This is a genomic window from Bacteroides sp. AN502(2024), assembly GCF_041227145.1.
Classification (GTDB): Bacteria; Bacteroidota; Bacteroidia; order Bacteroidales; family Bacteroidaceae; genus Bacteroides.
The window spans coordinates 1,919,313-1,932,158 of the sequence record NZ_JBGFSP010000003.1; the positions used below are offsets into that span (position 1 = coordinate 1,919,313).

Consider the following 12,846-nt stretch of genomic DNA (forward strand, 5'->3'; position numbering starts at 1 on the left):
TGATATGAAAAAGATAGTAATGATTTTAACGATGGCGCTGGCCGCTACCTCCTGCATGGATATTCTCGATGTGGCGCCGGAAGACCAGATAGCAAGTGAAAACATGTGGACCACGGAGGAGCTTGCCGACAAGGGAATGGCAGGACTCTACTATCCATTCTATGCTACCCAACTCTCTTCCACCCAGCTTCGCCGTGCCGACGGACTGAACCGTCAGGGAATCGAAGCCATGAGCTTTGCGACTGATTATTATTCCAATAATTATCCGGTTGAACTGCTTTCGCTGGCTACCAAGCCAGCTAATGACTTTCAGGTGTGGTATGAGTGGAAGTTTTGTTACACCATTATCCACGCGTGTAACGATGCGATTGCCAATTTGCATAAAGCGGACATGAGCGCTGATAAACTGGCACGTTACCAATGCGAAGCCCGCTTCCTTCGTGCTTGGGCGTACAATCGTCTGAATATGCTTTATCAGGGAGTTCCCGTTTATCTGGAACCAATCAATAACGAAGAATGTACGCGTGCTCAGTCGTCAGCGGATGAGGTCTGGCAAGTAATTCTGGATGATTTGACATATTGTATCAATAATCCCGACTTCCCCAATAACACGCTGAATGAAAACTACGGTCGTCCCTCTAAAGGAGCCGCTTATGCCCTGCGTGGTATGGTGTATATGTGGAAGAAGCAATACAAGGAGGCAGGCAACGATTTCAAAGAAGTGGAAACGTGCGGTTATGGCTTGTGGACAGGCGAATATGCCGACTTCTTCAAATATGAAAACGAGAAAGACAAAGAGATGATTTTCTCGCTCCAGTTCAGCGAAGAAACCGGTTATTGTGATAACATTCAGCAAATGACCGGTGCCCGGGATACGTATGATGGCTGGACGGAAATGAAACCTTCCGCAGATTTTGTGGACTACTATAAGAACGCTGATGGATCGGACTTCAAATGGTCGGAAGTAGACGGTCTGGAAGACTGGGACTTGCTGACTCCGAAACAGCGTGAAATCTTCTTCTGTCGTGACGGGCTGGAATCCATGTCTTCACAGAAGAATGCGCTCATCAAACGGGTCGGCGAAGCTGTTTATCAGAAATATTACCTGAACAGCGGCAATGAAGCCCGTATCAAAAAGGCGTATGACAATCGTGACCCGCGTCTGCAACAGACTGTCGTCACTCCTTATGTGCCGGTGGACTGCTACAAGCCTAATTATGCAGGAGATGCCAACCAGATCGGTAAACAGCTCCGCTGGCCATTAAAGGAACAGGGTACGAATGGCGGAGATTTCTGGCTCGATAAACGTACTTCTGCATTCTACTGCTATCGCAAATACAATGAGTTTGAGAAAGGTCGTCTGATTGACCGGAGGCGTTGTCATACCGACTGGCCGTTGATCCGATATACCGATGTATTGTTACAGTATGCCGAAGCATTGGCGCAGACCGACCGGATAGGGGAAGCCATCCGTTTGGTGAATAAAGTACGTACCCGCGCCCATATGCCTGTATTGACAGAGGGGGGAAGCGGTCCGTGCGCAGTGAACGGAAAAGAAGACATGCTCGAAAGGATACGCTACGAACGTCGCGTGGAATTCTGCCTGGAAGGAATCAACTTCTTCGACGAAGTACGTTGGGGAACCTATAAAGAAACCAAATTCCAGGGAAAAGATGTCAATGGCGGCAAATCCTGGTGGGGTGAACCGGTAGAGTATAACTGGTATTACACTGAATCTATGTGGCCGTGGACTGCTCCTATCTCTGAAACACAAAAGAATCCGAACCTGACTAAACGAAGCGGTTGGGCGTATTAATCATTAAGATTTGAATAAGGATGAAAAAAATACTTTTACTGTTACTCATTTGGATATCCGGTTGTACAGGTGTATTTGCACAACAGTTTGATTATGAAAACATAGCGCCTCATCCCCGTCTGTTATTGCCCAAGGGAGGAGAAGAAGCTATTAAGAAAGCGATTGCGGAGTATCCTCCGCTGGCAACTGTTCACCAACGGATCATGGAACTTTGTGACCGGACACTTACGGAACAGCCTGTGGAACGTATTAAGGAGGGCAAACGCCTGTTGGCGATTTCGCGCATCGCACTGAAGCGTATCTATTACCTCTCATACGCTTACCGTATGACGGGAGATAAGAAATACGCCCATCGTGCGGAACAAGAGATGCTGGCTGTCAGTCGTTTCACAGACTGGAACCCGACTCATTTTTTGGATGTGGGAGAGATGGTAATGGCATTGGCTATCGGTTACGACTGGCTCTATGATTCTTTGCAGCCCGACACCCGCCGGGTAGTATGTGAAGCAATCATTGAAAAAGGGTTTGATGCGGCAAAGAACACTCGTCATGCCTGGTTCTACACTGCTAAGAATAACTGGAATTCCGTATGTAATAGTGGATTGGCGTATGGTGCACTGGCTCTTTTCGAAGAGATTCCGGAGATCTCGAAAGGTATTATCGAGAAATGCATGGAAACAAACCCAAAAGCGATGGTAGGCTATGGTCCCGACGGAGGTTATCCCGAAGGATTCGGATATTGGGGGTACGGGACGAGTTTTCAGGTAATGCTCATTGCTGCGCTCGAAAGTGCTTTCGGTACAGACAATGGGCTTTCCCAAGCCCCCGGCTTTAGGAAGTCTGCCCGTTTCATGCAGTATATGACCGCTCCGAGTGGGAACTGCTTCTGTTTCTCGGATTCTCCGGTGGAGGCGGAATGTAACATGATGATGTTTTGGTTTGCGGGCAAGGAGAAAGACCTCTCCTTGCTGTGGCTCGAACGTCAGTATCTCGACCGCCCGGATATGCCGTTTGCTGAAGACCGTTTACTCCCCAGCCTGCTGGTGTTCTGTTCGCAGCTCGATCTGAATCATATCGGTAAGCCGAAGAAAAACTTCTGGTTCAATCGTGGAGATACGCCTGTATTTATCTACCGTGGCGGATGGGACAGCAAGAAAGACACCTATCTGGGAGTGAAAGGAGGTTCGCCCTCTACCTCTCATGCACACATGGATGCCGGTTCGTTTATCTTCGAGAGAGACGGAGTGTGTTGGGCAATGGACTTAGGGATGCAAAGTTATATCACACTCGAAAGTAAGGGAGTAGACCTGTGGAATATGTCGCAGAACGGACAACGCTGGGATGTATTCCGGCTAAGCAATATCGCTCATAATACGCTGACGATTAACGGAGAGCGCCATTTGGTAGAAAGTAATGCCCCCATCACCCGTACTTTCGAGTCGAAGAAACAGAAAGGGGCGGAAGTAGACTTATCAAGTGTGTTTGCCAACAGTGTGAAGAGAGCTGTCCGCACTGTGATACTGGACCGGAAAGACCATTTGGAAGTAACTGACCGATTGGAGACGGGTGATAAGGAAGCTGCCGTATCTTGGATGATGGTCACTCCGGCAGAAGCCAAAATTACGGGCAAGAATCGGATTGAATTGACCAAAGACGACCGGCGGATGCTGCTGGCTGTAGATACCGATACGGAAGTAGATATGAAAATCTGGTCCAACGTACCCCCGCATGAATATGATTTCCGCAATCCGGGGACCATCCGTGTTGGCTTTGAAACGGTAGTTCCTGCCAATCGTGCCTCGCAACTGAAAGTACGGCTTATTCCTTTGAAGTAATACAAATAAATTCATTGAACCATGAAAACGATTCTTTTTAAAACAATCATTATAGCTTTCTTCGTGGGAACAGCCGTTAGTTGTTCCGATGAGGATGAGAACAGATTCCGTCCGGGATCTACCCATGAGAAACCGAATCTTACGGAACCGGAGGGTGGACCGGATTATTCCAGACTGACTGCGGATAACCATCCCCGCCTGTTGATGAATGCTGAGGCTTTCACTGCATTGAAAGCCAAAGTGGATGCCAATACGAGTGCTAATCTGACATTGTTACATAACACCATTATGGGGGTGTGCAACAGCAAAGGGATGAATGCAACGGCGCTGACTTATAAGCTGGATGCCAGCAACAAACGTATTCTCGATGTTTCCCGTGATGCTCTATTGCGTATTTTCACCTGCGCTTATGCCTACCGGATGACTGGAGATGTCAAATATCTGACTAAAGCAGAAACCGATATCAATGCCGTATGTAACTTCCCCGACTGGAACTCGAGACGCCACTTTCTCGATGTGGGCGAAATGGCCACGGCCGTTGCTTTCGGCTACGATTGGCTTTATAACGAACTAAGTGCCTCCACCCGTAAGAAAGCAGCCAACGCATTGTTGAAGTTTGCTTTCCAACAGGCACAGAACGAGAACTGGAACCTGAATTTCTATGAAGCCACTAACAACTGGAACCAGGTTTGTAATGGCGGATTGGTCTGTGCGGCACTGGCTTCTTATGAAGACAACCCTTCCGAAGCAAAGGATATGATTGAAAAGGCTTTGACATCCAATAAACCTGCATTGGAAGTGATGTATTCTCCCGACGGCAACTATCCGGAGGGCAGCGGTTATTGGTGTTACGGCACGCTTTATCAAGTATTGATGCTTGCAGCCCTTGATAGTACGCTTGGCACGGATAACGGACTTTCCGATACACCGGGATTTTCCAAAACGGCAGAATATATGCTGTATATGACAGGCTTGAACAGTAAGTTCTTTAATTATTCCGACTGTGCTCCTTCCTCTACTGCGGCACTGGCTTCGTGGTGGTTTGCCGATAAATACAGTAATCCATCCTTATTATATAATGAGTTGAGAATGCTGAAGAACGGTGAATACGCTTCTTGCGCCGAAAACCGCCTGTTGCCGATGATTATGGCTTTCGCCAATCATCTGGATCTGGATGCAATCTCCGCTCCTTCCAACAAGCTATGGAGTGGAAAAGGGGAAACGCCTGTGGTGATGGTACATACCGACTGGACATACACGGATACGGATAAATACCTCGGAATCAAAGGTGGTAAGGCTGGTTCGAGCCACGGACACATGGATGCCGGTTCATTTGTATACGATGCGTATGGAGTGCGTTGGTCGATGGATTTCGGTCTGCAAAGTTATACAACACTCGAATCAAAATTGTCAGCTTTGGGTGGTAATCTTTGGGATATGGGACAGAATTCGATGCGTTGGGATGTATTCCGTTTGAATAACTTGAATCACAGCACGATTTCAATCAATGATGCCCGTCACCGGGTAAATGGAGCGGCTACCCTGACCACTACCATTCATACCGCTACGGAACTGGGGGCTACTTTTGATCTGACAGCGGTAGTATCGGATCAGGCTGCATCCGCTACCCGTACCGTGAAAATCGTGAACGATAAAGATTTAGTGGTCATGGATGAGATAAAGGCAAGAACGGATAAATCCGCTAAAGTACGCTGGTGTATGGTGACGCCTGCCGTCCCGACGGTGGAGAGTAACCGCATCGTACTAACTAGTGGAAGCAAAGTGATGTATCTCACAACCAACGGCACCGTGAAGCCTACCTACAAAACATGGAGTACCACCAGTGAGAACTCTTATGACCAAGCTAATCCGGGTACTTATATGGTTGGCTTTGAGGCAACGGTCACGGCTAACCAGACCGCCACATTTACCACAACTCTGTCCCCCAAATAAAAAGCATGGAACGTATGAGAATCCTATTAGTATCTATACTCGGACTCTTGATATTGGCCTCCTGCACGAAGCAGGAGCCGATGGAAGCATTGATTGACCGTGTGTTTACCGTTGCAGAACAGCAATACACGGCTATGGACACCCGCTTGACGAAAAAGACACTTCCCCGTACGTTCTCTGCCAACGGTGAGTTTGTCCCTTCGAACATCTATTGGTGGTGCAGCGGGTTCTATCCCGGCTCCCTTTGGTATATCTACGAATATACCCGGAACGATGCCGTGAAGGCGCTGGCCGAGAAGAATACGCTGAAACTCGACTCCATACAGTATGTGACCGGAGATCATGATGTAGGTTTCCAGTTGAACTGCAGTTATGGGAATGCTTTCCGGCTGACGGGCAATGAGGCTTATAAACAGGTGCTCTATCAGGGAGCCAAATCCCTGTCGACCCGTTTCGAACCTACCGCCGGCGTAATCCGCAGCTGGGACTTTGTGCGTGAGGGTTGTGATTGGAAGTTTCCGGTGATTATTGACAATATGATGAATCTGGAATTACTGTTATCCATGTCCAAGACTTATGCCGATGATTCTTTGCAGAACATAGCCTGCACGCATGCCAATACCACTATCCTGAATCATTTCCGCGATGATTACTCTACATATCATCTGGTGGATTACGATCCTGAAACCGGAGAGGTGCGCGGCAAACAGACAGTGCAGGGCTTCTCGGACGATTCCTCCTGGAGCCGCGGACAGGCATGGGCTTTGTATAGCTATACGATGATGTTCCGCATGACGGGTTATCAGAATTATCTGTTGCAAGCCGGACACATTGCCGATATGCTGCTCCGTCGTCTGCCTGCGGACGGTATTCCTTACTGGGATTTGGATGCTCCGGTAGAGGAACATACCTATCGGGATGCTTCTGCTGCCGCTATCATGGCCTCTGCCTTTATCGAGCTAAGCCGTTATATTCCCGGAACGGAAGCCAAGGAATCCTATCTTGCCATGGCGGAAAAGCAGCTCCGCACGCTTGCCTCGAAAGAGTATCTGGCAGAACCGGACACGAACGGGAACTTCATCCTGAAGCATAGCGTGGGCGCACTTCCTGATAAAAGCGAAGTAGATGTCCCCCTGACGTATGCCGATTATTACTTTTTAGAAGCATTACTACGGTATAAGAATCTACAAAAATAAAACTAATACAATATGATTATGAAGAATTTACATATAAGCATGGCATTTATCTTCGTATTACTGCTGATAACTGCCTCCTGTTCGGACAAGGATGATTCGGCTCCGCGTGTCATTCCCACCATGAACCTGACAGTTTCGGAGATTGCAGACAAAACGGCTCTGATTACTTCCGAGCAGCAAACGGGTACTACGTTCGGAGCGAAGGTCATAGATTTTTATCCGGTGGCCGACATCGGCTTTGATTACAACATTGAAGTGAAGCTGGTGAAATTTGTAGAAGAAAACGGGGAACCGGTATCTCTGCCTTATACTCACAAAATAGTCGAAGGGCTAAGACCGGGAGTCAATTATATCAGTGCGATCATCGCCTATAATGCCGAAGGGCGTGCCGTGTGTTCCGCTTTTCAAACCTGGAAGGCGGCAGGAACAGAAGGCGCATGGAGTGATGGCGGTTCTGCCGGTGATTTGGAAGAGAATGAATGGTAAACGAGGATGTAACCCAAAAGAATGAATGGTATGAAAAATAAATTATATGCAATAGGTGTAACGATTCTGATGATGACAAGTTGCACACAGAACGAGCTTGTTCCGTCCGATAACGGTCAGGAACGGGCAACGGCAGGTTCATGTTTGACACTGGTCGGACTCTCGTCTCCGCAGACGCGTGTTTCTATCGGTGACAAAACCGGTGATGTTTATCCGGTGCTTTGGAGTGAAGGGGACGCTTTGGGAGTTTTCTCTCGTACGGCAGGAGCTGACATTCACAATGTGCAGTCTTTGTTAAGTGATGAGTCGATCGGACAGAATTCCGGTGTCTTTACTTCGGATGACGTGAAGATGGCGGAAGAGGGAGCTACGGAACTTCTTATCTATTACCCGTACCGGGCAAATACGGCATTGGCCGAAGATGGGAACAAGATTACTTCTTCCTTGTCTGTAGAGCAGGAACAAAGTCGTCCGGGTGATAGCCATCATATTGGAAAGTACGGGTTTGCTTTTGCCAAAGCAACGGTCAGTGGTCCGGATATGCTTGCCCAATTTACGCTGAATCATGCGATGGCTTATGTGAAGTTCAGCATCTCGTCTCAGGAGCTTTCCACGTACAGACTAAAGAGTGTTTCCTTGTACGACAAGGAGACGAAAACGCCTCTTTCCGGTACGTTCACTGCGAATCTGGATACGGACGAACTGACCTACGGGACAGATATGAAGCCGTATGCCACTGTTTCACTGGCTACTCCCGAGTTGCTGGCTTCCGCACAGGATCTGTATCTGACTACATATCCTGCCGATTTAAGTGGTAAAGAAGTGTACATTGTCATCACTTTGGAGAATGACCGACAGACTGTAACCATTCCTATTCTCAAAGAAGGAAAGCAGCTGAAAGCCAATGCTCTCAATACGATTGTCATCAATAACCTGAAACTTTCGGATAATTCCTGCGAATGGTATGAGCCGGTAGAGACACGTCTGCTGGTAGGAGGATGGGCTTATGGTGAGTCCAACTGTCTGATGACGAATATTTCGACCAGTGGTGTGAGCCATACGATTAGTGTGAAGGCACGTGGTAACTTTATGGAAGTGGAAGAACCTAAGTATGCAAAGACTATTCTAGGCTGCGATTTGAATGCTAATCATAAGATGGTTGCCGTGAATGGTTCTACTACGGATATCACTCCTATTGGCAGTGACTACAATATCACGATCAATACCTATAAAATAAGTGGAGGCTATGACGGCGGTTGCGGTCAGGTGGCTATCTATGGAGAGGATCAGACTACTGTTATCTGGAGCTTTATTATCTGGATGACCCCTACTCCGGCAGAACACCCTTATGGTAATACGGGATATGTAGTGTTGGATCGTAATTTGGGTACTTACATGACAGGCGAAGGAGACAACTGGAAGCAAAACGGCGTTTACTTCCAATGGGGACGTCCTACGCCGGTGGGTTGGTCGGCAACCGCGGGGACTAATATACCTACCGAAGCCACTAACGTCCGTTTCTCTATCGAAAATCCTCGTGCATTACTTTATACCAATAATGTGGACAATACAAAATCCGACTGGTATCTGGGTGCATGGACCGGTGCACGTACCGATCGTAAAGATGACTTCTGGGGCAACCCGAACGAATCAAGCACTTATCTCAATCCTTCTGACGGTCATAAATCTATCTATGATCCTTGTCCGAAAGGTTATCGGGTTGTATCTCCCCGTGTATTGGATGAGATAGAGCAGAAAGCTGAATTTGTGAAACAGAAATCAACTGCGGTATTCAAATATTGCTATGACGGCACGAATTATGCTTATTGGCCGTTGGCTGGTTGTAAGTGGGGCTCTAATGGTGGGAATAGTGGCAATAATACCGGACTGAATACCAGTAAGAGTGCCGCTTGTTATTGGTCTAACTCATCGGCTAGCAGTTATGGAAATGATAAAGATCAGGGAGCTTCTTCCTTATATTATAAAGTCTCCGATAAGACGTGGACTCATTCATCCGGTCGTTCTCATGCTTTCTCTGTACGGTGTATGAAAGATACCGAGAATCGTTAGGCTTATGAGGATGTATGAGGCAATAGGGTTTCCATATTATTCTATTTTTAAGATTTAGAAGAAAAACGGAATCAGACAAAAGGACCCAATAGAAGAAAAAGTGCATATCCAATTGCGAGAATATGCGCTTTTTCTTTTTCATTTAAACCTGTTTTGTTCTTTCAAAATAGTCTATTTATAGGTCACATCCGACGCCATGTCGATGCAGAAAGACATCATACCGAGAGTTTCTCTCTATGTTTGAAAGGTACAAAACATCTGCCATCTGCAACAAAATCAGGATAAATCAATGAATACAAGGGACTTATACTGTTGCAGATACCTGTTGCAGATGGTTGCAGATAAAGTTATCTGCAACATACCATTCAAATACCGGATTAGTACGGTTTGCCTTCACCCGTACTATGTTTATGTAGTACAAACAAGTGTTCAACCGTATTGGAACAAAGTGTTCAACCATATTGGAACAAAGTGTTCAACCGTATTGGAACAAAGTGTTCAACCGTATTGGAACAAAGTGTTCACCGTATTGAAACAAAGTGTTCACCGTATTGAAACAAAGTGTTCACCATATTGAAACAAAGTGTTCACCATATTGAAATAGACAAAGCATACGAATTTACTTGTGAGATTGAAAGAGTATGGCTATCTTAGGTGTTGCAGATACTTGACCTGCAACACATCTGCAACAGGTATCTGCAACACTATAACCCCTTATATCACAATTAGATACAACGAAATTGTTGCAGATGGCAGATAATTACCATAAATATATTCCTGTTGTTCAGGCGACAAATACATCTGACATTACCCGGATCGCATTGGACCGGGTAAGGGGCAGTATAGCTATATTTTTATCTTAAAAAAGAAGGGCTGCAGGAGAAGTAATTCTGTAGCAGCCCTTCATGTTATAATTTGTTTTTGTGTAATGCGTCTTTTAGGATTTCAGTAGATCATTTATTTTACCAGACTCTTCGCCCTCTCTAACGCTACATTGATATTCGGACAGATATTCTCTTTTCCCAGCAACTCGTAGAATCCTGCTTTTTCAAGTACGTTATGCACGTTTTCGTTTACCCCGGAAAGAATGACGGTGGTCTTTTCCTTCTGTGACATCTCGCAGAGGGTAGTCAGATTATGAATACCTGTGGAGTCGATGAACGGAACCTTACGCATACGGATGATACGTACTTTCGGGCGGTCTCCCAGTTGTGTCATGGTCTCTTCAAACTTGGTAGCGATACCGAAAAAATAAGGACCGTTGATTTCGTATACCTCTATGCCTTTGGGAATCATCAGGTTTTCTTCGTGTACGGCAATATCCGATTCTTTATTAGGGTCAATCTCGTCGGTAATCACCGAGATTTCAGTAGTCTCCATGACACGCTTCATGAAGAGGACACAGGCAATTACCAATCCTATCTCGATAGCGACAGTCAAGTCGAAGATAACGGTCAGGAAGAAAGTGATCAGCAATACGGTGACATCCGATTTCGGGTTTTTCAATAAAGCTCTGAACACACGCCATCCGCTCATGTTATAAGAAACGATGACCAGTACCCCGGCAAGGCACGCCATCGGGATATATTGTGCGAGGGGCATCAGGAAGAGCAGAATCAGAAGCAGTATCACTGCGTGGATAATTCCGGCTATCGGTGTTTTACCTCCGTTGTTGATATTCGTCATGGTACGGGCAATGGCTCCGGTAGCGGGAATACCTCCGAACAAAGGGACTATGATATTGGCTGCTCCCTGGGCGATCAGTTCAGTATTGGAATCGTGGCGATCGCCTATCACACCGTCGGCTACAGTAGCGGACAGTAGGGATTCGATGGCTCCCAGTACAGCGATGGTGATGGCTACCGGAAACAATTCTCTGATAGCTTCCCAATTCAGTGCAGGCACAGCGGCATCAGGCAATTCCGATTTGATGGTGAAACGGTCGCCGATGGTCTGGATGCAGTCGATTCCACCGAAAGTTTTCATCAGATAAACAGCAACAGTGACAACAATGATTGCGATCAATGAGCCGGGAATTTTCTTTGAGAATTTCGGAGTAATAGCAATGATGATGATGCTGGCAATACTTACAATGGTATTCCACCAGTTGATGGTATCGAAATGTCGGAAATAGATCATCCACTTTCCGACGAAGTCCCCCGGCACTTTCTCGTCTCCGAAAGACAGCCCGAAAATATCGGCAATCTGGGTAGTGAAAATAGTGACAGCAATACCACTGGTGAAACCGACGATGATAGGATAAGGGATGAATTTGATGACTGCTCCGAGCTTGAACACTCCTAATAACACAAGGATTACACCCGCCATGAGCGTGGCTACAATCAGTCCGGTTTCTCCATATTGCTGGATAATGCCGTAGATGATGACGATGAAAGCTCCCGTCGGACCACCGATTTGGACTTTGCTTCCTCCCAACAGGGAAATGATAAATCCGGCAATGATAGCGGTAATAATACCTTTTTCGGGCGATACCCCCGAAGCAATACCGAAGGCAATGGCTAGTGGCAGCGCAACGATACCTACGATGATACCTGCCATCAAGTCGGCCATGAATGTTTCTTTTGAGTAATTCTTTAAACAAGAAACCAGTTTGGGTTTAAATTCAAATAGCTTCATTATTATTAATTGTTATGTATATATTCAGTCCTTTTGTAAAGTAGAGGTTGCAAAATTATATAAAATAATCGAAAGAAGTATGTTTTTCAACATACTATTTATTCGTTGACAGGTTTTATCGATGAGTTGATATTTATTATTAATGAACAAATTTCGTATATTTGTGTTATAATGCTACGACAAGTTACGTATGGGAATCAACCAATTTTAAATAGATAGAATTATGGCTAAGAGTATTAAAGGAACTCAGACAGAGAAGAATCTGCTGACTTCATTCGCTGGAGAATCACAGGCAAGAATGCGTTACACTTATTTTGCAAGTGTAGCAAAGAAAGAAGGTTACGAACAAATCGCTGCCATTTTCACAGAAACAGCTGATCAGGAAAAAGAACATGCAAAACGTATGTTTAAGTTCCTTGAAGGCGGCATGGTAGAAATCACTGCCAGCTATCCGGCTGGTGTAATCGGTAATACGCTTGAAAATCTTCGTGCTGCAGCAGCCGGTGAACACGAAGAATGGTCACAGGACTATCCTCACTTTGCAGATGTGGCAGAACAGGAAGGTTTTCCAATGATCGCTGCTATGTACCGCAATATCTCCATCGCTGAGAAAGGTCACGAGGAAAGATATCTCGCATTTGTGAACAACATCGAAAATATGTCTGTATTCGCTAAAGAAGGTGAAGTGGTATGGCAATGCCGCAACTGCGGTTATATTACTGTAGGCAAGGAAGCTCCTGAAGCCTGTCCTGCCTGTCTGCATCCGCAGGCTTACTTCGAGGTGAAGAAGGAAAACTATTGATCTGTTTTCAGAAATAAGCAAATAGTTTTTTAGGGGGATGCCTAAAAAGTA

Annotated in this window: 8 protein-coding genes; 7 read left to right on the plus strand and 1 reads right to left on the minus strand. The window is 46.1% G+C overall.

Annotated elements, in window-relative coordinates; translation table 11 throughout:
- The first annotated feature begins 4 nt into the window (after positions 1–4).
- From AB9N12_RS07480 to AB9N12_RS07505, 6 genes are read left to right on the plus strand one after another with little or no spacing between them, the layout of a single operon-like run.
- Complete coding sequence (locus AB9N12_RS07480; protein WP_369891049.1) at positions 5–1,816, plus strand: RagB/SusD family nutrient uptake outer membrane protein; 1,812 nt, start codon at positions 5–7, stop codon at positions 1,814–1,816.
- A gap of 20 nt (positions 1,817–1,836) precedes the next feature.
- The gene (locus tag AB9N12_RS07485; protein ID WP_369891050.1) at positions 1,837–3,651 is read left to right on the plus strand and encodes a heparinase II/III family protein; all 1,815 of its coding nucleotides are present in this window, start codon (positions 1,837–1,839) and stop codon (positions 3,649–3,651) included.
- 21 nt (positions 3,652–3,672) lie between these two features.
- Positions 3,673–5,604 (plus strand): heparinase II/III family protein, encoded by a 1,932-nt coding sequence (locus tag AB9N12_RS07490; RefSeq protein WP_369891052.1) that lies wholly within the window; start codon positions 3,673–3,675, stop codon positions 5,602–5,604.
- A 14-nt stretch (positions 5,605–5,618) separates the two neighbouring features.
- On the plus strand, positions 5,619–6,800 hold the full coding sequence (locus tag AB9N12_RS07495; RefSeq protein ID WP_369892834.1) for a glycoside hydrolase family 88 protein: 1,182 nt from the start codon (positions 5,619–5,621) through the stop codon (positions 6,798–6,800).
- A 12-nt stretch (positions 6,801–6,812) separates the two neighbouring features.
- Positions 6,813–7,286 (plus strand): hypothetical protein, encoded by a 474-nt coding sequence (locus tag AB9N12_RS07500; protein WP_369891054.1) that lies wholly within the window; start codon positions 6,813–6,815, stop codon positions 7,284–7,286.
- A 30-nt stretch (positions 7,287–7,316) separates the two neighbouring features.
- Complete coding sequence (locus AB9N12_RS07505) at positions 7,317–9,356, plus strand: hypothetical protein (RefSeq protein ID WP_369891056.1); 2,040 nt, start codon at positions 7,317–7,319, stop codon at positions 9,354–9,356.
- Between the two features lie 957 nt (positions 9,357–10,313).
- Here AB9N12_RS07505 and AB9N12_RS07510 read toward each other — a convergent pair.
- The gene (locus AB9N12_RS07510; RefSeq protein WP_369891058.1) at positions 10,314–11,993 is read right to left on the minus strand and encodes a SulP family inorganic anion transporter; all 1,680 of its coding nucleotides are present in this window, start codon (positions 11,991–11,993) and stop codon (positions 10,314–10,316) included.
- Positions 11,994–12,216: 223 nt separating this feature from the next.
- On the opposite strand from AB9N12_RS07510, the gene rbr reads away from it, so the two are divergent.
- Positions 12,217–12,795, plus strand: a complete 579-nt coding sequence (gene rbr / locus AB9N12_RS07515) for a rubrerythrin (RefSeq protein ID WP_369891060.1) — start codon at positions 12,217–12,219, stop codon at positions 12,793–12,795.
- Positions 12,796–12,846 lie beyond the last annotated feature (51 nt).

Excerpts from the sequence above, each read along its gene's own strand:
- AB9N12_RS07495 (WP_369892834.1), top strand. The coding sequence starts at position 5,619 with ATGAGAATCCTATTAGTATCTATACTCGGACTCTTGATATTGGCCTCC.
- rbr (WP_369891060.1), top strand. The coding sequence starts at position 12,217 with ATGGCTAAGAGTATTAAAGGAACTCAGACAGAGAAGAATCTGCTGACT.
- AB9N12_RS07505 (WP_369891056.1), top strand. The coding sequence starts at position 7,317 with ATGAAAAATAAATTATATGCAATAGGTGTAACGATTCTGATGATGACA.
- AB9N12_RS07480 (WP_369891049.1), top strand. The coding sequence starts at position 5 with ATGAAAAAGATAGTAATGATTTTAACGATGGCGCTGGCCGCTACCTCC.
- AB9N12_RS07500 (WP_369891054.1), top strand. The coding sequence starts at position 6,813 with ATGATTATGAAGAATTTACATATAAGCATGGCATTTATCTTCGTATTA.
- AB9N12_RS07510 (WP_369891058.1), bottom strand. The coding sequence starts at position 11,993 with ATGAAGCTATTTGAATTTAAACCCAAACTGGTTTCTTGTTTAAAGAAT.
- AB9N12_RS07485 (WP_369891050.1), top strand. The coding sequence starts at position 1,837 with ATGAAAAAAATACTTTTACTGTTACTCATTTGGATATCCGGTTGTACA.
- AB9N12_RS07490 (WP_369891052.1), top strand. The coding sequence starts at position 3,673 with ATGAAAACGATTCTTTTTAAAACAATCATTATAGCTTTCTTCGTGGGA.